21 protein-coding genes are annotated in these 21103 nt (G+C 70.3%); 8 read left to right on the top strand and 13 right to left on the bottom strand.

Translation table 11 applies throughout. From position 1 onward, the window contains the following. Positions 1-64: 64 nt before the first annotated feature. From DLJ53_RS22785 to DLJ53_RS22820, 8 genes are all read right to left on the bottom strand, one after another. Positions 65-334, bottom strand: a complete 270-nt coding sequence (locus DLJ53_RS22785; protein ID WP_111349505.1) for a hypothetical protein — start codon at positions 332-334, stop codon at positions 65-67. A gap of 412 nt (positions 335-746) precedes the next feature. After that, positions 747-1313 (bottom strand): DUF4202 domain-containing protein, encoded by a 567-nt coding sequence (locus DLJ53_RS22790; RefSeq protein WP_111349507.1) that lies wholly within the window; start codon positions 1311-1313, stop codon positions 747-749. A 36-nt stretch (positions 1314-1349) separates the two neighbouring features. After that, complete coding sequence (locus DLJ53_RS22795) at positions 1350-1898, bottom strand: L-2-amino-thiazoline-4-carboxylic acid hydrolase (protein ID WP_202913303.1); 549 nt, start codon at positions 1896-1898, stop codon at positions 1350-1352. Continuing rightward, positions 1895-2614 (bottom strand): ABC transporter ATP-binding protein, encoded by a 720-nt coding sequence (locus tag DLJ53_RS22800; protein ID WP_111349508.1) that lies wholly within the window; start codon positions 2612-2614, stop codon positions 1895-1897. Before DLJ53_RS22800 ends, DLJ53_RS22795 begins: the two co-directional genes overlap by 4 nt. Then, positions 2611-3366: an ABC transporter ATP-binding protein gene (locus DLJ53_RS22805; RefSeq protein ID WP_111349510.1), complete on the bottom strand. Its 756-nt coding sequence runs from the start codon at positions 3364-3366 to the stop codon at positions 2611-2613. Before DLJ53_RS22805 ends, DLJ53_RS22800 begins: the two co-directional genes overlap by 4 nt. After that, a complete protein-coding gene (locus DLJ53_RS22810) occupies positions 3363-4406 on the bottom strand; it encodes a branched-chain amino acid ABC transporter permease (RefSeq protein WP_226579632.1) in 1044 nt (347 codons plus the stop codon). The genes DLJ53_RS22805 and DLJ53_RS22810 overlap by 4 nt, the downstream gene beginning before the upstream one ends. Then, on the bottom strand, positions 4399-5313 hold the full coding sequence (locus tag DLJ53_RS22815; RefSeq protein ID WP_111349511.1) for a branched-chain amino acid ABC transporter permease: 915 nt from the start codon (positions 5311-5313) through the stop codon (positions 4399-4401). The genes DLJ53_RS22810 and DLJ53_RS22815 overlap by 8 nt, the downstream gene beginning before the upstream one ends. Positions 5314-5365: 52 nt before the next feature. Next, positions 5366-6475, bottom strand: a complete 1110-nt coding sequence (locus DLJ53_RS22820) for an ABC transporter substrate-binding protein (RefSeq protein ID WP_111349513.1) — start codon at positions 6473-6475, stop codon at positions 5366-5368. Positions 6476-6931: 456 nt separating this feature from the next. Here DLJ53_RS22820 and DLJ53_RS22825 point away from each other — a divergent pair, with 456 nt between their 5' ends. Both DLJ53_RS22825 and DLJ53_RS22830 read left to right on the top strand, forming a co-directional pair. Next, entirely contained in the window at positions 6932-7870 is a 939-nt protein-coding gene (locus DLJ53_RS22825) for an aminotransferase class IV (protein ID WP_111349514.1), read from the top strand. 169 nt (positions 7871-8039) lie between these two features. Further along, the gene (locus tag DLJ53_RS22830; RefSeq protein WP_111349516.1) at positions 8040-8894 is read left to right on the top strand and encodes an HpcH/HpaI aldolase/citrate lyase family protein; all 855 of its coding nucleotides are present in this window, start codon (positions 8040-8042) and stop codon (positions 8892-8894) included. A gap of 115 nt (positions 8895-9009) precedes the next feature. Here DLJ53_RS22830 and DLJ53_RS22835 read toward each other — a convergent pair whose 3' ends face one another. Continuing rightward, on the bottom strand, positions 9010-9633 hold the full coding sequence (locus DLJ53_RS22835) for a glutathione S-transferase family protein (RefSeq protein WP_111349518.1): 624 nt from the start codon (positions 9631-9633) through the stop codon (positions 9010-9012). A 100-nt stretch (positions 9634-9733) separates the two neighbouring features. Between DLJ53_RS22835 and DLJ53_RS22840 the strand changes: the two genes are divergently transcribed. After that, positions 9734-9928: a hypothetical protein gene (locus DLJ53_RS22840; protein ID WP_111349519.1), complete on the top strand. Its 195-nt coding sequence runs from the start codon at positions 9734-9736 to the stop codon at positions 9926-9928. An 88-nt stretch (positions 9929-10016) separates the two neighbouring features. Here DLJ53_RS22840 and ndk read toward each other — a convergent pair whose 3' ends face one another. Then, positions 10017-10439 carry a nucleoside-diphosphate kinase gene (gene ndk, locus DLJ53_RS22845; protein WP_111349521.1) on the bottom strand — a complete coding sequence of 141 codons (423 nt, stop codon included), beginning with the start codon at positions 10437-10439 and terminating at the stop codon, positions 10017-10019. 123 nt (positions 10440-10562) lie between these two features. Here ndk and DLJ53_RS22850 point away from each other — a divergent pair, with 123 nt between their 5' ends. Continuing rightward, on the top strand, positions 10563-11066 hold the full coding sequence (locus tag DLJ53_RS22850; protein WP_244935139.1) for a DinB family protein: 504 nt from the start codon (positions 10563-10565) through the stop codon (positions 11064-11066). 31 nt (positions 11067-11097) lie between these two features. Here DLJ53_RS22850 and DLJ53_RS22855 read toward each other — a convergent pair whose 3' ends face one another. Next, on the bottom strand, positions 11098-11598 hold the full coding sequence (locus tag DLJ53_RS22855; RefSeq protein ID WP_111349522.1) for a DUF1801 domain-containing protein: 501 nt from the start codon (positions 11596-11598) through the stop codon (positions 11098-11100). 145 nt (positions 11599-11743) lie between these two features. On the opposite strand from DLJ53_RS22855, the gene DLJ53_RS22860 reads away from it, so the two are divergent. After that, entirely contained in the window at positions 11744-12838 is a 1095-nt protein-coding gene (locus DLJ53_RS22860; protein WP_162409489.1) for a family 8 glycosyl hydrolase, read from the top strand. Between the two features lie 99 nt (positions 12839-12937). Then, on the top strand, positions 12938-14836 hold the full coding sequence (locus tag DLJ53_RS22865; protein WP_111349525.1) for an ABC-F family ATP-binding cassette domain-containing protein: 1899 nt from the start codon (positions 12938-12940) through the stop codon (positions 14834-14836). A gap of 66 nt (positions 14837-14902) precedes the next feature. Here DLJ53_RS22865 and DLJ53_RS22870 read toward each other — a convergent pair whose 3' ends face one another. Both DLJ53_RS22870 and DLJ53_RS22875 read right to left on the bottom strand, forming a co-directional pair. After that, positions 14903-15781, bottom strand: a complete 879-nt coding sequence (locus DLJ53_RS22870; RefSeq protein ID WP_111349527.1) for a polysaccharide deacetylase family protein — start codon at positions 15779-15781, stop codon at positions 14903-14905. A 269-nt stretch (positions 15782-16050) separates the two neighbouring features. Next, positions 16051-17433 carry a dipeptidase gene (locus DLJ53_RS22875; RefSeq protein ID WP_111349528.1) on the bottom strand — a complete coding sequence of 461 codons (1383 nt, stop codon included), beginning with the start codon at positions 17431-17433 and terminating at the stop codon, positions 16051-16053. A gap of 62 nt (positions 17434-17495) precedes the next feature. Here DLJ53_RS22875 and DLJ53_RS22880 point away from each other — a divergent pair, with 62 nt between their 5' ends. Together DLJ53_RS22880 and scpA are read left to right on the top strand one after the other, a co-directional pair. Continuing rightward, complete coding sequence (locus DLJ53_RS22880) at positions 17496-18947, top strand: methylmalonyl-CoA mutase family protein (RefSeq protein WP_111349530.1); 1452 nt, start codon at positions 17496-17498, stop codon at positions 18945-18947. Between the two features lie 3 nt (positions 18948-18950). Further along, on the top strand, positions 18951-21101 hold the full coding sequence (gene scpA, locus DLJ53_RS22885; RefSeq protein ID WP_111349531.1) for a methylmalonyl-CoA mutase: 2151 nt from the start codon (positions 18951-18953) through the stop codon (positions 21099-21101). The last annotated feature ends 2 nt before the right edge of the window (positions 21102-21103 follow it).

A 21103-nucleotide genomic window follows, 5' to 3' on the forward strand; every position in this document is an offset into this window, starting at 1 on the left:
GGCGGGCTCCGCGTTGCCGTGCCCCGGCAGCGGTGTCCGGACTGCGGGGGCGAGGACGGGGCGTCTAATTCGGGTGGGTCTGGCGGTAGCGCCGCCGGATCCATTCGTTGGCGTAGACCATCCGGTCGTCATTGCGGCAGTAGGCGGTCAGGAAGCGGCCCTGCACGCTGCCGGTCTTCCGGCCGATCCAGGCCCAGCATGCGGGTTCCGTGGCGGCACAGCCGCTGTAGCGCTTCGTCCTCTGGCCGCTCTCGAAGGCGATGTAGGCCCGCCACTCGCCATCACCGCAGCCGGCCGCCTCCGCCGGCGCGGAACCGGCCGCGAGAACCGCCACCCCGGCGCCGATGACCAGCGCTCCGACCGCGCAACACACTCCGGACGCGGCCCGCAGCCGCCCGACGGCAGGGTCCCGCCCCGCCGCAGATCGGCTCCGTCGAGAGCCGGACGCCATCGGCATCATATCGCTAGCCCCTCGTCCCGCCGGCGCTCCTTCGTTCGAGCATCCCCCACCCGGTCGAGGGCGGATCGGACGCTCCGTCGGTCGGAGAGCGGGCACGTCTGTCACGCCCGAGCGGGCTCGCCCGGACGGACGTGCCCTAGGCGCCGTCTGTGACACCGCCGTCTCGCCTGGATGACGATTTCATTCCGGCGGCGGGACCAGCCGGCAACCGGACGTGCGAACGCGCTCCGCCCGGGAGCGCGTGGCGCCTGAATACGTCCGTGGCGAGGGAAGTGCCGACCGCGCCTCAGGCGAGGGCGGGCGCCAGATGCGGCGGGAGGTCGAACTCCTCGGCCATGCGCGCCCGTGCCTCCGCCGACATCTTGCGCGCGGTCTTGGTGAGGATGCGCATGACGTCCTCGTCGGCGTGCTTGGCCGCGAACGGCGTGAAATAGTGCCGGACGAAGACGAAGCAGATGACGTCTTCCAGGAGTTGCATGTCCGGATTGCGCTTGATGCCCTCCTTGCGCAGGAGGCTCGCGACCGCGTCGCGCTCGGCCTCGTCGTAGCCCGCCTCGGCCATCAGGCCGGTGACGCGCCCGGCGTGGAACGTCGCGAGGTCCGTGCGCCAGGCGAGGTAGCCGGCCCTGCCCTCCGGGTAGGATTCGCGCGGGCTCGTCCAGCGCTCGATGTGCTGGCCCCGGGCAGCGATCTTCACCGCTTCCGCCGCGTCGGGGGCAAGGCGGTCGAGCTCCTCGGACATGCGCTCGCCGTAGAGGACCGACGCCGGGCGCCCGGTCGCCTCGTCGAGGTTCGGGTCGGCCGCGTTGGCCGCGTCGATCGCCGCAATCACTCGCTCAAACCGCTCGCTCATCCGCACCTCTCCGTGTCGGCCATGCCGCAAAGACGCCTACTTCCGCTCCATCCGGTAGCGGAAGTCGCAGTGGCTGGCGCCCTGCATGATCGTCTGGCTCCGCTCCAGCTTCAACCGCGGATCGTAGCCCTCGCAGAAGGTCCCGTCGCGATTGCAGGAGAGGATGTGGCCGATATGGCCGAGCCCCATGTCCTTGTAGAGCTCGGCGTAGCGGCAGCGCACGACGTTGAAGTCGTAGTGCTCGGCGTCGCGGTGGACCGTCTCGGTCTGGAGCGCGCCGTGGGCGGTCCAGCGCGGCTGCAGGTCGATGAAGCCCTGCAGGCTCGTCTCGCCGCCCTGCTCGGCCGCCATCTGCCTGCCCTGCGCGATGGCGCTCTCGCGGATGACGCCGGAGAGGAGCTTGTCCGCCTCGGCCCGGCCCATCTTGTCGACGAGCGCGGTGTAGATGGGGCGGATGATCTCCGCCTCGATCTTGCGCCGCGCCAGCATCGGCAGTGCCGCGATCGCGGCGTCGATCGCCTCGGCGGTCTCGTCGCGGCCGACCGGCACGGTCTCGTCGTCCGTCAGTTCGACCTTCTCGCTCATTGGACGTGTCCTCCCAGATAGGCGTCCACGATCCGCGGATCGGATTTCAGTTCGGCGGCGGGCCCGGACAGCACGATGGTGCCGCCTTCGATCACGTGCGCCACGTCGGCCACGTTCAGCGCGCCGCGCGCGTTCTGCTCGACGATGAGGATGGAGACCCCCTCCTCGCGGATCTTCGCCACGAGGTCGAAGATGAGCCCGACGAGCTTCGGCGCCAACCCCAGCGACGGCTCGTCGAGGAGGAGGAGCTTGGGCCGGGCCATCAGCGCCCGCGCGATGCACAGCATCTGCTGCTCGCCGCCCGAGAGCGAGCCCGCGCCCTGCCCCATCCGGTCCTTCAGCACGGGGAACAGTTCGAGCACCGTGTCGAGCTCCTCCATCCCGAGCGATCCGCCGCCCAGCAGCAGGTTCTCCCGCACGCTCATGTTGGAGAAGATCTGCCGCCCCTCCGGCGCCTGGCAGATGCCCCGCTCGACGATCTTGTGCGAGGCGAGGTTGGTGATCGGCAGGCCCTCGAACAGGATCTCGCCGGACGTCACCTTGTAGATGCCGGAGATCGCCCGCATCAGCGTCGTCTTGCCGACGCCGTTGGCGCCCAGCACCGCGACGATGGACCCGCGCGGCACGTCGAGCGAGACACCCGACAGGATCTGCTGCACGCCCATCTTCACCGCGACGTCGCGGATCTCGACGAGGTGGTCGTCTTCGCCGCTCATGCTTCCGTTCCCAGGTAGGCTTCGAGCACCGCCGGGTCCTTGCGGACCACCGCCGGCACGTCGTCGGCGATCTTCCGCCCCGACGCCAGCACCACGATGCGCTGACAGACGGACATGACGAGCCCCATGTCGTGCTCCACCAGCATCACGGTCAGCCCGTCGCCGTGGAGCGAGCGGATGAACCTTGCGAGGTCGCGCGTCTCGGAATCGTTGAGGCCGGCGGCCGGCTCGTCGAGGATGAGGAGGTCGGGCTGCATCGCCAGCGCCCGCGCGATCTCGAGGTACTTGCGCCGGCCGTAGGAGAGGTTCGCGGCAAGCTCCGTCGCGACGCCGGCGAGCTCGGAGCGCTCCAGCGCCCGCCACACCCGCTCGGAAATCTCCTCCGCGCGCCTGCCGCCGCGCCGCAGCGCCGCGAAGGCCGACTGCGGATGCGTTCCGAACGCGCCCACCGAGACGTTGTCGAACACCGTCATGTTCGGGAAGACGCGCAGGTTCTGGAACGTGCGGCCGATGCCGAGGCGCGCGATGCGGTTCGGCTTCAGCCCGTTCAGCCGCGTGCCGCGGAACCGCACCTCGCCGGACGACAGCGGCGTGAAGCCGGAGATGAGGTTGAAGAGCGTCGTCTTGCCCGCCCCGTTTGGACCGATCAGCCCGACGAGCTCGCCCTCCCCGACGTGGGTCGAGACGCTGTCCACCGCGGTGAGACCGCCGAAGCGGCGCGTGGCGCCGTCGATGACGAGGAAGTCGCTCATCGCCAGCCCACCCCGCGGCCCTTCGCGTCCGTCGTCCAGGCGTCGCCGAGCTGGCGGCGCACCAGGGCGAGCGCGCTCACCTCACCGAACAGACCGCGCGGCAGGAGGAGGATCGAGAAGAACAGGACGCAGCCCACCATGATGTTGCGCACGTCCCCCAGCGGCCGCAGGAACTCCGGCAGCAGGATGAGGAGAAGCGCACCGATGATCGCGCCCGGCAGGCTGCCGAGCCCGCCGACGACGATCATCGACAGGATGAGGATCGATTCGGCGAAGTCGAAGTCGGGCGGCGCGATGTAGCCCGTCGTGTGCGCCCAGAGCGCCCCCGCGACGCCCGCGAAGGCGGCGGAGATGACGAAGGCCTGCATCTTCATCGCCACGGTGCGCACGCCCATGGCGTCGGCGCACTGGTCGTCCTCGCGCAGGCTCCTCAATGCGTTGCCGTAGTAGGAGTGGCTGATGCGGTGGATCACGACGAGGGAGGCGACCACCACCAGCGCCACCACGAAGTAGGTCGCGGTCGGCGAGGAGAGGTCGATCCCGAAGACGCTGAGGCCGCCGAACAGGAGGACGCCGTTCGGCCCGTTCGTGAAGCTCACCCAGTTGAGAAGGACGAGGTAGATCATCTGCCCGATCGCGAGCGTCGCGACCGCGAAGTAGATCGAAACGAGCCGCATCGTCGGCAGCGCGACCAGGAAGGCGATCGCCGCCGTGACCACCGCCGCCGCCGGGATCGTCAGCACGAACGTCGTGTCGAAGTGGGACGCCAGCAGGCCCGCCGTGTAGGCGCCGACGCCGTAGAAGGCGGCGTGGCCCAGGTGCAGGAGGCCCGCGACGCCGGTCACCACGTGGAGCGAGGCGGCGAGCAGGACGAAGATCAGCGCCAGGTTGGCGATCTGGTAGAAGTAGCCCTTGCCGAAGTGGGCGAGCAGCGCCGGTATCAGCGCGAACACGAGGAGCGCGCCGACGAGCGGCAGCACGCGGCTCATGAGCGAGCGGCCGGCCTGCGGCATGGCGGGACGGGAAACGGGGTCAGACACGTTCGCGCTTGGCTCCGAACAGCCCTTGCGGGAAGAAGATCAGGGTCAGGATCAGGAAGCTGTAGGCGACGATGTCGGCCCAGCCGGACGAGATGAACGTCACCGCGATGCTCTCCGACAGGCCGAGGATGATGGCGCAGATGACCGCGCCGGGGATCGACGAGAGCCCGCCCATCACCATCGCCACGAACGCCTTGATCCCCGGCACGAAGCCCATCGCGGGGAAGATCACGCCGTAGTATAGCCCGACGAGGATGCCCGCCGCGGCGCCCATCATGCCGCCGATCACGAACGTCATGATGATCGTCCGGTCGACGTTGATGCCGACGTAGCGCGCCCCCAGCGGATTGTTGGAGACGGCGCGGATCGACAGGCCGACGTGCGTGCGCGTCAGCAGGAACTGCAGCCCCACCAGCATCGCCACCGAGACGACGAAGATGATGACGTCGCCCGTCGTGATCACCACCGGACCGACGTGGATGGGATCGTTGATGAGGTACTCGAACGGCACCTGCTGCTGCTGCGAGCCGAAGACGAGCTCGATCAGCTCGCGCACGATGATGGACACCGCGAGCGAGGACATCAGCGTCGCCTCGCGCATCGCGCGCGACTTCAGCGAGGCCTCGTCCGTGAAGCGCCGGAACGGCTTGAAGGCGATGCGCTCCAGCGAGAAGCCCGCGAGCGCGCCGACCAGCAGCGCGAAGAGCACCACGAGGAAGAAGGGCGGCGCGAACGCGGTGATGAGCACGAGGCTCGCGAAGGCGCCGATGGTGTAGACCTCGCCATGAGCGAAGTTGACCACGTTGAGCACGCCGAAGATCAGCGTGAAGCCGATCGCCATCAGCGCGTAGGTCATGCCGAGGGACAGCCCGATGACGAGCTGCTGAAGATAATATGGATCGATCATCAAGCCGTCCGGGCCTTGAGGCGGGGCCGGGCGCGAACCCGGCCCCAGGGGGTCATTCGATACCGACGAACGCGCCGTCGATCACTTCGGCCTTGGTAAGCTCCTTGGCCGGCTCGCGGTTCTCGTCGAACGTCGTGACGCCGGTGACGCCGGGGTAGTCCTTCGTCGCGGCGAGCGCATCGCGCACCTTCTCGCGCGTCACGTCCGGGTACGAGGCGACGATGGCGTCGAGCATGATGCCGACCGCGTCGAACGCCTGGGCCGGGAACTGGCCGGGCGCCTCGCCGTAGCGCGACTCGTACTCGGACACGAACTCCTTGACGTTCTCCGCGTCGCTCGTCGGCAGGAAGGTCACGGTGAGCTTCATGCCGTTGACCGCGTCGCCGCCGAGGTTGATCAGCGCCGGGTTGTAGGCCGCCGAGGTCGAGAACACCGGGATCTCGACGCCGAGCTGCTTCATCTGGCGCAGGAAGTTGGCGCCGTCCTCATAGAAGTAGCCGGTATAGACCGCGTCCGGCTCGGACCGCTGGATCTTGGTGATCACCGAGCGGAAATCCTTCAGACCGCGGTTGAAGTATTCCGAGAAGACGACCTCGCCGCTGTCCGCCTCGAACTGCTTGGTGAAGCCCGCCACGACGGACTGGCCCCAGTCGGTCTGCTCCGCGATCACCGCAACCTTCTTGATGCCGAGCTCGGTCATCCAGTCGGCGTTGTAGGGGCCTTCCTGGTTCTGCGTGGTGATATTGCGGAACTGCCACTCGGAGATCTTCGTGTAGTCCGGGTGCGAGGCGGTCTGCGAGAGCTGGGGCATGCCGGCGCGGCTGTAGACCTGTGCGGCCGCCATCGACACGGTGGACGTGAAGTCGCCCAGGACGCCGACGATGCAGGGGTTGTCGACGAACTTGCGGGCGATGGTCACCCCTTCCTTGGCGTCGGAGCGACTGTCCTCGTAGATGATCTCCACCGGGACCGGCAGCTTGCCAGAGGCGTTGAACTTCTCGAGCTGGATTTCGGCCGCGTTGCGGAAGCCCTGGCCGTACTGCGCGGTGTCGCCGGTCAGCGGGAGCTGGTAGCCGATGCAGATCTTGTCCTGCGCCGACGCTCCGGTGGCCCCGAGCGCGGCGAGGACGCCAGCAGCAATTGCGGTCTTGAGCTTCATCATCGTTGGTTCTCTCCTCGCATCGTTCGGGCGGGTCGGTGAGCCGCGCCCGGGTCTGTTTCCGGCCGTCGAGCCGGTTCGCGCATCCGCTTCGATCGGGGTGTCCGGCCGGGCGTGCCGCGCGGCCGGCCCGGGCTCCACGATCGTCCCCGCACCATGGGCCGAGGCGAGGACAGCGTGGCCTCGCGGACGACCCGCCGGTGCATGTTGCGGGCCACGTTAGCCCACTTGCATGCCATGTGAACACCGGCACCGTGCGGGACAGCCCTGCTGCGGCGGGTGCCACTTGGGACCGGTGTGCTCCATCGCCGCCACAACCCAGGCGTTCGGCCGCGCCGCGTCCCGGAGCGGGCCGGCGAAGTACCGGAATGACCCTCATTTTCCGCCCACTATTGCATCGGGCGGCGTTTGATCGTCCGATACCGCCCCGTCGCACACCCCGCTCCCGAGAGGCGCGCCATGGCACTTGCCGAAGCCGAAACGACCCTTCCCGACCCGAAGATGGCCCAGGGCGGCGCCTTCATCGACGGCGCGTTCGTGCCGGTCCAGGACGCCAAGATCTCCGTCCTCGACTTCGGCCTCACGCGATCGGACTGCACCTACGACGTGGTCGGCGTGTGGAAGGGCCGCTTCTTCCGCCTCGACAGGCACCTCGACCGGTTCGAGGCGAGCTGCGAGCGGCTGCGCCTCGCCCTGCCGCTGTCGCGAGAGGAACTGGAGGCGACGCTCCACCGCCTCGTCGCGCTGACCGGGCTCGAGGACGCCTACGTCTCCATGACCCTGACGCGCGGCCGCCCGAACCCCGCCGCGCCGCGCGACCCGCGCCAGTGCGTCCCGAACTTCTACGCCTACGCGATCCCCTACGTGTGGCTCGCCAACGAGGCGCAGCAGGCCAAGGGCCTCGCGCTCAAGATCGCGCGTGACGTCGCCCGCATCTCGCGCCGCTCGGTGGACCAGCGCACCAAGAACTACCACTGGCTCGACCTCGAGATGGCGCTCCTCCATGCGCTCGACGACGGCGCCGACTCGGTCCTCCTGATGGACATCGACGGCAACCTCACCGAGGGGCCGGGCTACAACGTCTTCGCCTACCGTGACGGCGTGTGGTCGACGCCCGACACCAACGTCCTGGAAGGCATCACGCGCGGCGCGGTCCTCGACCTCCTCGCCGAGATGAACGTCGGCTCGTCCGTGCGGCCGATGACCGAGGACGACCTCTTCGGCGCCGAGGAGGTGATCGTGACGACCACCGCCGGCGGCGTCATGCCCGTCACCGCGGTGGACGGGCGGCCGGTGGGCGACGGCACGCCCGGCCCGCAGGCGGCCCGGCTGAAGGCGCTCTACTGGGACAAGCACACCGATCCGGCCTGGTCCGTCCCGGTCGACCGCACGGCCTGACCGGCCCTCAGGGTCGTCCGCCGCGACGGCCCGCCCTCCCCGCCCCGCGGTTTGACCTTGCGCGGCCGGCGCGCCAACGTCCCGCCGCGACCGGGCCACGGCGCATGCGACGAGAGGGAGGAAGGACCACGATGACCCACCGCCGAACCCGCCGGCCGGCGCTCTCCTGATGCGCTCGTTCCTGTTCGTCCCGGGCGATTCGGAGAAGAAGCTCGCCAAGGCCTACGATTCGGGCGCCGACGTCGTCATCCTGGACCTTGAGGACTCGGTCTCGGCGGACCGCAAGCCCGCCGCGCGCGCCCTGGTGCGCGAGGCGGCGGCGGACGCGCCGGGCACCGTCGCCATCCGCGTCAACGCGCTCGACACCGGCCTCGTCGACGACGACCTCGCCGCGGTGATGGCCGCCCGCCCGGCGATGATCGTCCTGCCGAAGAGCGAGACCGGGGCGGACGTCGCGCATCTCTCCGCCAGGCTCTCCGTCCACGAGGCGGAGCAGGACGTCGCTGACGGCGCCACCAGGGTCCTCGCCATCGCCACCGAGACGGCGCGGGCGATGTTCGGCCTCGGCACCTACGATGCCGCCGGCCCCCGCCTCGCGGCGATGACCTGGGGCCTCGAGGACCTCTCCGCCGCGCTCGGCGTGTCGCGCACGCGCGACGAAAACGGGCGCGTCACCGACCCGTTCGCCTTCGCGCGCACGATGTGCCTCGCCGGGGCGAAGGCCGCCGGCGTCCTTCCCATCGACGCGGTCTATACGGATTTCCGCAACTCGGAGGGTCTCGCCCGCGAGTCGCGGGAGGCGGCGGCGGACGGCTTCCTGGGCAAGCTCGCGATCCATCCGGCGCAGGTCGCGGTCATCAACGAGGCGTTCACTCCGTCGGCCGAGGCGGTCGCCGCGGCCAGGCGCATCGTCGCCGCGTTCGAGGAGAACCCCGGCGCTGGCGTCGTCTCGCTGGACGGAAGGATGGTGGACCGGCCCCACCTCATCAACGCGCAGCAGCTGCTGGCGCGCGTCGGGGCCTGAGGGCGAGGCGTTCGGGCCGGGCCATGCCCGGCCTCCCTTCACCGGCGCCCCGGCGCGCCGGTCGCTGGACCGGGCCGCGTCGCGCGCGGCCCTCGCTTCCGTCCGGGACCGCGCGTCAGCCCGGGTAGGTGTCGGCGAATGCCGGCAGCTTCATCGCGCGGGCCGCGAGCGCGGTGAGCTTCGGGTAGCGCCCCTCCACCAGGAACGGGTTCGTCACCTCCGCCTGCTGGTAGGTGCAGACCGCCGCGACGTCGGATCCGTCCGGCTTGTCGCCACCGAAGAACCCGGCTTCCGGCGTGATCTCCTCCAGCGCGGCGAGGCCGCCCTCGATCTGGCCGATGACGCGCGTCTGCCAGTCCTTCCAGTGGAACTCCTCCGGCCGGCGGTTCTTCTCGTAGACCAGCGAGACGACCTTCTCGACGGTGGAGTGCGCCAGGGCGATGCGCTGCAGGCAGTCGCGGCGGGCGAGCCCCGTCGCCGGAACGAGGCGCATATCCGGCATGGAATCGTCGAGCCAGTCGCAGATCGGCATCGACTCGATGAGGCGCGTGCCGTCGGCCAGCACCAGGACAGGCACCCGGATGCCGGGGTGGTAGGACTTCATGATGTCGGCCTGCGACGGATCCGTCGCCGCGACGTCCAGCCGTTCCAGCTCGCGGCCCTGCAGGGCGCACCAGATCGCCACCCGCCGCGCATAGGGCGACAGGTTGCGGCCCACCAGCGTCATCGTCTCGCTCATCGTTATCCTCCCCGCGAGTGCGAAGGCGCACCCGATCGGTCGTTCTTATAATTTCGCCGACGCTTTATTTCACTGTTTGTAGGCGGATTCGAGCCCGGTGATGTCCAACATCACCCTGCCGGGCATCGCCCCCCATGGCGCGGCCGGCTCCCTCGCGATCCGGATCGTCCAGAATTTCGAGGAAGCGGGTCGGCACGATCTGCCAGATAAGGCCGTAGCGATCCCTCGGCCGGGCGCACTGGATCGGCGCGCCATCGTGCCCCCGACGCGCCGGCCGGGGGCGATGCCGCAGTAGAAGGCCGCCGCGTCAGCCGCCCCCGCCACGAACCGCAGGTTCGAAGCGATACGCTGGATGGGCGGCCTCGGCAGTCAGGGGGCCGGTGTCAGCCGACGATCTCGTTGCCACCGAACCAGAAGGCGATCTCCTCGGCCGCCGTCTCCGCGGCGTCGGAGCCGTGCACCGAGTTCTCGCCGATGGAGGTGGCGAACTCCTTGCGGATGGTGCCCGGCGCGGCGTCGGCCGGGTTGGTCGCGCCCATCACTTCGCGGTTCTTGGCGATGGCGTTCTCACCTTCCAGCACCTGCACGACCGTCGGGCCGGAGGACATGAACGTGGTGAGCTCCTCGTAGAACGGGCGCGCCTTGTGGACCTCGTAGAACTTCTCGGCCTGCTGCTTGGACATCCACACGCGCTTGGCGGCGACGACGCGCAGACCCGCCTCCTCGAGCTTGGCGGTGATCGCGCCCGTCAGATTGCGCTTGGTCGCGTCGGGCTTAATCATGGAAAAGGTACGTTCGATGGCCATTCTCATCCTCGAGGGTTGCCGCCGCGCGGCGTGTGTTCCGTGACGTCGCGGGCGATCGTCGCGCCGCTGTGTTGCGCTCGCTATAAACAGGCCCAGCCTACAACCGCAACAGGAGGTGATGGCGTGAACGCATTCCCGATGCTGGCCCGCTACAACCGCTGGGCCAACCGAACGGCCTACGCCGCCGCCGCGGACCTCTCCGACACCGACTACCGCGCCGACTGCGGCGCCGCGTTCGTCTCGATCCACGGCACGCTCAACCATCTCGTCGTCACCGACCGGATCTGGATGTACCGCTTCACCGGCCGGCCCTACCCGCAGGCCGCCCTCGACGCGACCGCGTGCGACGACTTCGCCGGGCTGAAGGCCGTGCGCGAGGCACTCGACGAGGAGATCGTCGCCTGGGTCGAGGGCCTGTCCGACGCGGAGCTCGCGGCCACCATCTCCTACGTGCGCGCGACGACGCCGGAGAAGATCACCCAGCCGCTGGCGCCGGGCCTCCTCCACCTCTTCAACCACCAGACCCACCATCGCGGCCAGGTCCACGCGATGCTTACCCGCCTCACAGGCCAGGCACCGCCGTTCGACCTCCTCTACTACCAGCGCGAGGCGGGCGAAGGCGTCTGAGCCACCCGGCCCCTCGGCCGGGCCGCGGACCTCACGGGACCCAGCCGGGCAGCGCGGCGGCCTGCCTGACCCAGGCCGCGAACCGCTCCTCGTCGAGGACGTCGGTCTCGCGGATGTCGATCCAGCGGGAATCCTTGCTGCGGTCCGTCCCGCCGGGCGGCAGCGGGTCGAGCGAGACGCCCCGGAAGAAGGTCACCTTCACGTAGGCGGTGAAGACCCGGAACGAGAGGAACCAGCCGTTTCCCTCGGCCCCGTAGAGCGGCGAGTTCCATTTCACCGCCTTGCGGACGTCCGGAACGGCCCGCACGATCAGCGCGTCGAGGCGGCGGCCGAGGTCGCTCTTCCAGCCGGGCATGGCCGCGATGTACCGCTGCACCGGCGCATCCCCGTCCGCCATCGCGATCTGCGGGTTGCCGCCTGCGAGGAGCACCACCCCGTCCGGCCCCGCCTGCAGCGGCGGGCGGGCCTTCGCGGTGCGTCGCGGCCCGGCGGCGGCCGTCGCCCGGCCCGCCGGCTTCTTCCCCTGCGCCATGCCGCTCCCCCGTCTCCGACCCGCGTTCGCGGACAGGTAGGGCATGAAGGCGCCCCGACCCAGCGGCGGCCGCAGGCCTTTTCCCTCCGGACGCCGCCGCCCGCCGTGCCTATAAAGAGGGAACCGCCAGCGAAGGATGGGACGGATGTCGCGCTCGACCCTGTGGACCATGGTGCTGCTCGTCGCCCTCTCGGGCGCGGAGACGGCGCCGGTCCGTGCCCAGGACCTCTACCAGGGCCCGATCGCCAGCGAGATGAGCCCGGAATTCTACGCCTGGTACCAGCACCAGGCGGCCGGATTCTTCCAGTCCTACATGGCGCCGGAGGGGCGGATCTTCGATCCGGAGAACGGTGGCATCAGCCACTCGGAGAGCCAGGCCTACGGAATGGCGATCGCCCTCGCGGCGAACGCGCCGGAGCTCTTCGACACGATCTGGGGCTGGACGAGGCGCACGCTGCGCAACGCCGACGGACTGCACGCCTGGCGCTACGTGCCCGGCCAGGGTGTCGTCGACCGCAACAACGCGACCGACGCCGACCTCATCATCGCCGCCACCCTGAGCGTCGCCGCCAGGCGCTGGAACCGGGGGGACTACCTCGGCGACGCCGCCAGGACCGCGGATTCGCTGGGCCGGTCCGTCCTCGTGAGGCACAAGGGGCACGTCGTGATGCTGCCCGGCAAGGTCGGCTTCATGCCGCCGTCGCAGCCGGACGGGCCGGTCATCAACCTCTCCTACTACCACTTCGACATCATGCAGATCGTCGCCGACCTCGCCCCCGGCTATCCCTGGAAGGAGGCGATCGCCGACGGGTGGGGCTTCTACCGGTACGTCATCGAGGCATGGACGCCGAGCGACTGGACCTCCGTCGCCGATCCGGAGCACCCGGTCCCGGCACGCAATTTCCCGGTCAAGGCGTCGTACGACGCGGTGCGCGGTCCGGTGAACATGCTCGCCGTCCCGTGGGCGTCGAACCGGGACTACGTCGACATCATCGACAACCGCCTCAAGATGAACGGCGGCATGCCGGGGATCTACGATCCGAAGCGCGGCGAGAGGGTCGGCGACCTCACCGGGAGCGGCTACCGGCTCATCGCCGCGGCGGTGGACTGCGTGGCGGACGGCAACCCCATTCCGGCCGACCTCCTCAACGTCACCCCCGAGACCTATTTCGGCTCGGCGCTGCACCTCATGGTGATCCACCAGCTCTACGTCAAACACCCCGAGTGCATCCGCTTCTGAGCCCGTCGCGGGCGCCGGCGAGACCCACGTCAAAGTGCGGGTCTGGTGTGGCCTTCGCGACCTTGCGTTGGGGCCGGCACAGGCGCGATAAGGCGCGCCATGCTGACGATCCGCAACCTCACCTACCGCATCGACGGACGCACTCTCCTTGAGGGGGCGGACGCGATCGTGCCGGCCGGCGCCAAGGTCGGTCTCGTCGGGCGTAACGGCTGCGGCAAGACCACGCTCTTCAACCTCATCTGCGGCGACCTCTCGCCCGAATCCGGCGACATCTCCCTCGCCGAGGGCCAGCGCATCGGCCGCGTGGCGCAGGAGGCGCCGGGCACCGAGGCCTCGCTGATCGAGACCGTGCTCGCCGCCGATACCGAGCGCACCGCCCTCCTCGCCGAGTCCGAGTCGGCCACCGACCCGCACCGCATCGGCGAGATCCACAACCGCCTCGCCGACATCGACGCCTATTCGGCCGAGTCGCGCGCGGCGTCGATCCTCGCCGGCCTCGGCTTCGACGACGCGGCGCAGCGGCGCTCCTGCTCGTCCTTCTCGGGCGGGTGGCGGATGCGCGTGGCCCTCGCGGCGATCCTCTTCCTGGAGCCGGACCTCCTGCTCCTCGACGAGCCGACCAACTACCTCGACCTCGAAGGCACCGTGTGGCTGGAGACCTATCTCCAGCGCTACCCGCACACCGTCATCGTGATCAGCCACGACCGCGACATGCTGGACAGCGTGGCCCGGCAGATCGTCCACGTCGACAACGGCAAGCTCGTCGCCTACCGCGGCAACTACTCCGAGTTCGAGCGCCAGCGCCGGGAGAAGGCCGAGCTGCAGGCCCGCCGGGCCGAGAAGCAGGCGGTGGAGCGGGCGCACCTGCAGTCCTTCGTCGACCGCTTCCGCTACAAGGCCTCCAAGGCCAAGCAGGCGCAGAGCCGCATCAAGAAGCTGGAGAAGATGGGCGCGATCGAGCCGGTGCTCGACGAGACGATGCCACCCATCAGGATCCCCAACCCGAAGCGCGCCCTGTCGCCGCCGATCATCGCGGCCGACCGCGTCGTCCTCGGCTACGACGGCAAGTCGGTGCTGCGGCGGGTGAACATCCGCGTCGACGACGACGACAGGATCGCGCTGCTTGGCGCCAACGGCAACGGCAAGTCGACGCTCGCCAAGTTGCTCGCCGGTCGCCTCGACCCGATGGAAGGCTCCGTCACCCGCGCCGACCGGATGCAGATCGCCTACTTCGCCCAGCACCAGCTCGACGAGCTGCGGCCGAAGGAGACGCCGGTCGCCCACGTCCAGGCCCGGCTGAAGTTCGAGGAGGACGAGAAGGACGTGCGGGCGCGCGTCGCCCAGATGGGCCTCCCCGGCGAGCGGATGGACACGCCCGCCAAGGACCTCTCGGGCGGCGAACGGGCCAAGCTCCTCCTCGGCCTCGCGACGATGGGGGGTGCCAACCTCCTCATCCTCGACGAGCCGACCAACCACCTCGACATCGACTCGCGAGCCGCCCTGGTCGAGGCGATCAACGGCTACGAGGGCGCCGTGATCCTCATCAGCCACGACCGCTACCTCGTGGAGGCGTGCGTCGACCGCCTGTGGCTCGTGGCGGACGGGACGGTGAGCCCGTTCGACGACGACATGGAGGCCTACCGCGCGCTGATCCTCGGCAACGCCCGCAAGGGCAAGGCGGGCGACGAGAAGCCGGCCGACAAGGTCAGCGCCGCCGACCGCCGCCGCGAAGCCGCCGAGGCGCGGGCCCAGCTCGCCCCGCTGCGCAAGCAGGTGCAGGCGGCGGAGAAGGAGATCGCCAGGGCGGAGGCGGAGATCGCCCGGCTCGACGCCAGGCTCGAGGACCCGGCGCTCTACACCAGGGACCCCGCCAAGGCGGCGCAGATCTCCAAGGATCGCGCCCAGTGGGTCCGCGCCCGCGAGGCCGCCGAGGAGGCGTGGCTCGAGGCGTCCGAGGCCTACGAGGCGGCGGAGGCCGGCACCGCCCTCGCCGGCTGACCACTCGCCGGCTGACCGCGCGACGGCCTTGCGGTGCAGCGGGCCCGTGCCGAGCCCGCGTGCGGCCTACGAGGTGCGGCCACCGCAGGCGGTCGCCCCGCCCGGGACCAGCCGCACGACCCTGAAGCCTTCGCTCTGCAGCGCATTCAGGAATCCCGGCAGCATCGACGCGGTGCGCGGGTGGATGTCGTGGAACAGGATGATGCCGCGCCCGCGCTGGCGAAGCTCCGCCAGGGTGCGGTTCATCACCGTCGTACCGTCGGTGCGCAGGTAGTCCTTGGAGTCGATGTCGACGTCGATCACCACCGTGCCGCGCTGGGCCATGGCGCTGCGCAGCCCCGGCGTGTCGGCGAGGTAGGGGAAGCGGAAGAACGGCGAGAGGCCATGGCCGGTGCCGCTCAGCGCCGCCGCGATCGCCCGCTCCCCGCGCCCGATTTCGGCGAGCGCGTCGGCCCGGCTCATCCGCTTCAGGTTGGCGTGGTCGTAGGAGTGCGAGCCGATGGTGTGCCCGCGCGAGGCCACCTTGCGCACGAGCTGGGGATGGGCCTCGGCCATCTGCCCGACCATCATGAACGTCGCCTTCACGCCGGCCGCGTCGAGGGTGTCGAGGATGTGCGGCGTCGTGCCGGGGCGCGGCCCGTCGTCGAAGGTCAGCACCACTTCGCCGCGCGCCAGCTTGATGTCGCTGACGCGGCTCACCGGCAGCGTGCGGCCGGCGAGCATGCCGGGCTGCTGCGGGACCGGGCCGCACTGCGGCGCGCCGGCGGTCGACGGCGGAGCCGAGTAGACCGGCGGCGCGGAATAGACCGGAGCCGGGGCCGTCGGTGCGGCGATGGTGAGGGTTGTCGGGTTGTTGTAGGCGAAACCGGTCGTCTTCGACGATTGGCACCCGGCGAGAAGTACCGCGACGAGGGCGAGGAACGCAGCAGGAAGCGGCGATCTCATGCGTTGGCCTTTAGAAACTATGCTTTCTCAAATGTTACGAGGACTGGTTAATGTCGCGTTGCCGCGGGAGGTCCACCCATCCCAGAGGCGCCGCCGCGTCCGTCCGCGCCGGCCGCACCAAGTCCGTCCCGCGGAGTGTCGCACACACGCCGCCGCGCCGGTAGAGCGCGCCGGCAACGCGCGCTCTTTCGTCCCCGGCCGGGAGCGCCGGTCCTCCCGGAAACGACCGTCGGGCCGCCGCAGTCCGCGGCGGTCCGGGCCTGCACGGTCTAGAGCGCGGCCAACACCCGCGCCCAGGAGCGGATGCCCTTGTGGAACGAGGACAGGTTGAACTTCTCGTTCGGCGAGTGGACGTTGTCGTCCTCGAGCGCGAAGCCGATCATCAGCGTGTCCATCCCGAGGCCGTACTTGAAGTCGTGCACGATCGGGATGGAGCCGCCCATGCCGACCATGGCGGTCTGCTTGCCCCACTCCGCGTTCAGCGCCTCCTCGCCGATCTTCAGGATCGGCCAGTCGGACGGCACGCGGAAGGCCGGGCCGTTGCCGTGCTTCTTGAACTCGACCGTGCAGTCCGCCGGCACCCGCTCGCGCACGAAGGCGCGGAAGGCCTCGCGGAGCTTGTCGGGATCCTGGTCGCCGACGAGGCGGAAGGAGACCTTCGCGTGCGCCTCGGCGGGGATCACGGTCTTGAAGCCCGTGCCGGTGTAGCCGCCCCACATGCCGTTCACTTCCAGCGTCGGACGCGCCCAGACCTGCTCGAGGACGGTCCGCCCCTCCTCGCCCGCCGGCGTCTCGAGGCCGATCGGTCCGAGGAACTTCTCGGCCGTCATGTCGAGGCCGGCCCAGTTCTCCATCGTCTCGGCAGGCGTCTCGGTCACGCCCTCGTAGAAACCGGGCACGGTGACGCGGCCGGTCTCGTCGTGGAGGGCGGCGAGGATGCTCGCCAGCACGTGGTTCGGGTTGCGGGCCGGACCGCCGAACTGGCCGGAATGCAGGTCGCGGCTGGCGCACTTCACGGTAATCTCGTCGCCGACGAGGCCGCGCAGGCTGAGCGCGATCGCCGGCGTCTCGGCGTCCCACATCCCGGTGTCGCACACGAAGGCCGCGTCGCAGCGGATCTCCTCGCCGGACTTCGCCAGGAAGCCGGGAAGGCTCGGCGAGCCGGACTCCTCCTCGCCCTCGATGAGCACCGACACCGGCACCGGCAGGCGTCCCTCGACGGCGAGGATTGCGCGCATGGCCTCGATGAAGGTCATGAGCTGCCCCTTATCGTCGCAGGCCCCGCGCGCGACGATGATCTTCGAGCCGTCCTCACGGGTGACGATGCGCGGCGCGAAGGGGTCCTCGTCCCACAGCTCCAGCGGGTCGACCGGCTGCACGTCGTAGTGGCCGTAGAAAAGAATGTGCGGCTTGTCGCCCGTGGTCGGCTCCGCCGGCTTGGCGAGGACCATGGGCTTGCCGTCCGTGTCACGCACCTCCGCCAGGAAACCGAGCGCCGCCAGGTCCTCCTTGAGCCAGTGGGCGGCTTCGCGGCATTGCTCGTCGTAGGCGGGATCGGTCGAGATCGACGGGATCCTGAGCAGGGCGAACAGGCGCTCCAGGCTCTCGTCGATGTTGTCGTCGATGCGCTTCAGGATCGCGTCGATGTTCATGAGGGTCCTTCAGGTTGCCTTCCGGGGTCGTCTGACAATAATGCACCCGGGGGGAAAGCAATATGAGTAGCACAGCGCAAGAGTCGTTGCTGGGGGCCTGGCGGCCGCTGGCCGAAAAGGCGTTGAAAGGCCAAAGCCTTGACACGCTCGATACCGAGACCGCGAGCGGCATCCGACTGGGCCCGCTCTTCGCGGCCGCGGACCCCTCCTATCTCGGCCGTCCGACGCTCGGCCCATGGCAGGTCGTCGCCCGCGCCGACGCGGCCGACGCCGCCGAGCAGGCCAGGACCGACCTCGAGAACGGCGTCGCCGCCCTCGCCCTCGTCTTCGCCGGAGCGCCGTCCGCCTTCGGCCGCGGCCTCGCCATCGGCAGTCTCGGCGAGCTCGACGCCGCGCTCGGCGGGGTGATGCTAGACATCGTCCCGCTCCGCCTCGAGGCCGGCCACGGCGCGCTCGCCGCCGCCGCCATGGTCGCGGCGCTCGCGGACAAGCGCGGCACCCGGCCCGCCGCGCTCCACGCCGGCATCGACCCCGTCGGCACCTTCGCCTTCACCGGCATCGCGCCGACGTGGTCCGACCCGTCCGCGCTCGCCGACGCCGTCGCCGGCGTAAAGGCGATCGGCGCGCCCGGCACCGCCCTCCTCGCCGACGGACGCATCGCCGCCGAGGCCGGCGCCGCCCCCGCCACCGAGCTCGCCTTCGCGCTGCACAGCCTCGCCGCGATGCTGCGCCTCGCCGACGCAGGCGGCCTCGCGGCCGCCGATGCGCTCGCCGCGACGTCGATGGCGCTGTCGGCGAACGAGAACCAGTTCGCGACCATCGCCAAGTTCCGCGCCGCGCGGCGTCTGCACCGCCTCGTGGCCGACGCGTGCGGCTCCGACGCCCCGCTCGTGCTGCACGGCGAGACGGCGCGGCGGATGCTCGCCTACTCCGACCCGCAGACGAACCTCCTGCGCCTCACCATCGCGACCTTCGCCGCCGGTGTCGGCGGGGCGGACAGCGTCTCGGTGCTCCCCTTCGACGCCGAGGCGAGCCCTTTCGCCCGCCGCATGGCCCGCAACATCCAGTCGCTCCTCATCGAGGAGTCCCACGTCGGCCGCCTGTCTGACGCGGGTGCCGGGTCGGGCGCGGTCGAGGCCTACACCGACGCCCTCGCCGAGGCCGCGTGGACGCGCTTCCAGCTCTTCGAGAGCGAGGGCGACGCGGTGGCGAGCGGCAAGGTCGCCGAGATGGTCGCCTCCGACCGCGCGTCCGCGGAAAAGAAGCTCGCGGCGAAGGACCGTGTCATGATCGGCGTCACGATCCATCCGCCGACGACCGCGACCCCGGTGCCGCCGGAGCCGGCCGCCTCGCCGCTCCCCACCGGCACCTTCGCCGCCGGCGACTTCGCGAGCCTCAAGGCGGCGAGCGCCGACGGCTCGAGCCTCGCCGATCTCGCGATCGCGCCGCCTGCCGACGCGGCCACCTGTCCCCCGCTGACGCCCTCGCGCGTCGCGGCGTCCTTCGGAGGCTGACCCATGGTCCCTGACTTCCGCACCCTCGCCTACAGGAAAGCCGCCGCCCGGGCGCCCGCCGCGGGCGAGCCCTGGATGACGGCCGAAGGAATCGCCATCGCCCCGATGACCGGCGCCGACGCGGTCGAGGGCCTCCCCCTCGACAGCGTCCCCGGCAAGGCGCCCTACATCCGCGGGCCGTACCCGACGATGTATGTCCAGAAGCCCTGGACGATCCGCCAGTACGCCGGCTTCTCGACCGCCGAGGAGTCCAACGCCTTCTACCGCCGCAACCTCGCCGCGGGTCAGAAGGGCCTCTCGGTGGCGTTCGACCTCGCCACCCACCGCGGCTACGATTCGGACCACCCGCGCGTCACCGGCGACGTCGGCATGGCGGGCGTCGCGATCGACTCGATCCTCGACATGCGGACCCTCTTCGACGGGATCCCGCTGGACCAGATGTCCGTGTCGATGACGATGAACGGGGCCGTTCTGCCGGTCCTGGCCCTCTACATCGTCGCGGCGGAGGAGCAGGGCGTCCCGCAGAAGGCCCTCTCCGGAACCATTCAGAACGACATTCTGAAGGAGTTCATGGTCCGCAACACGTTCATCTACCCGCCTCGCCCGTCGATGCGGATCGTGTCGGACATCTTCGCCTACACCGCCGAGCACATGCCGCGGTACAACTCGATCTCGATCTCCGGCTACCACATGCAGGAGGCCGGAGCGACGGCGGACCTCGAGCTCGCCTACACCATCGCCGACGGCCTCGAGTACATCCGCACCGGCGTCGCGGCGGGCCTCGACGTCGACAGCTTCGCGCCGCGCCTCTCGTTCTTCTGGGCGATCGGCATGCACTTCTTCATGGAAGTCGCGAAGATGCGCGCCGCCCGCTACCTCTGGGCCTCGCTGGTGCAGAAGGAGTTCGGGCCGAAGGACCCGCGCTCCACGTCCCTGCGCACGCACTGCCAGACCTCCGGCTGGTCGCTGACGGCGCAGGACGTCTACAACAACGTCGCCCGCACCATGATCGAGGCGATGGCCGCGACCCAGGGCGGCACCCAGTCGCTCCACACCAACGCGCTCGACGAGGCTCTTGCCCTGCCGACGGACTTCTCCGCCCGCATCGCCCGCAACACGCAGCTCGTCATCGCCGAGGAGAGCGGCACGACGCGCTTCATCGACCCCTGGGGCGGCGCGCCCGCGGTGGAGCGGCTGACGCACGACCTCGTCGCCCGCGCCATGACCCACATCGCGGAGGTCGAGAGCCTCGGCGGCATGGCCAAGGCGATCGAGGCCGGCACGCCCAAGCTGCGCATCGAGGAGGCGGCCGCGCGCGCCCAGGCGAAGATCGATTCCGGCGAGCAGACCGTCGTTGGCGTCAACAAGTACAAGCCCGACGTCGACCCCGGCGTCGACGTCCTCAAGGTGGACAATGCCGACGTGCGCCGCCGCCAGCTCGCCAAGCTGGAGAAGCTGCGCTCCGAGCGGGACGAAGTCGCCACCAAGGCCGCACTCGCCGCGCTGGAGAACGGCGCGAAGGGCGGCGGCAACCTCCTCGCGCTCTGCATCGACGCGGCCCGCGCGCACGCCACCGTCGGCGAGATGAGCGACGCCATGGAGCGCGCCTTCGGCCGCCACACCGCCGAGATCAAGGCGATCACCGGCGTCTACAAACGGGAGGCCGGGAAGATGGGCAAGCGCATCGACGACGTCCGCCGCATGGCCGACGCCTTCGCGGAGGCCGACGGCCGTCGCCCGCGCATCCTCGTCGCCAAGATGGGCCAGGACGGGCACGACCGCGGCCAGAAGGTCATCGCCTCCGCGTTCGCCGACCTCGGCTTCGACGTCGACATCGGCCCCCTCTTCGCCACCCCCGAGGAATGCGCCCGCCAGGCCGTCGACAACGACGTCCACATCGTCGGCGTCTCGTCCCTCGCCGGCTCGCACCTGACGCTCCTGCCGGAGCTGAAGGCGGCGCTCGCCAAGGAGGGCGCCGGCGACGTCCTCATCGCCATCGGCGGCGTCATCCCCCCGGGCGACGTCGCGGAGCTGAAGGAGATGGGCGCCGCGGCGATCTTCCCGCCGGGCACGGTCATCGCCGACGCCGCGGAGGGGCTCATCCTGGAGCTGAACCGCCGGCTCGGCTACGTCCCGCGCCAGGCCGCCGAGTAGCG

The organism is Acuticoccus sediminis, assembly GCF_003258595.1.
Taxonomy (GTDB): Bacteria; Pseudomonadota; Alphaproteobacteria; order Rhizobiales; family Amorphaceae; genus Acuticoccus; species Acuticoccus sediminis.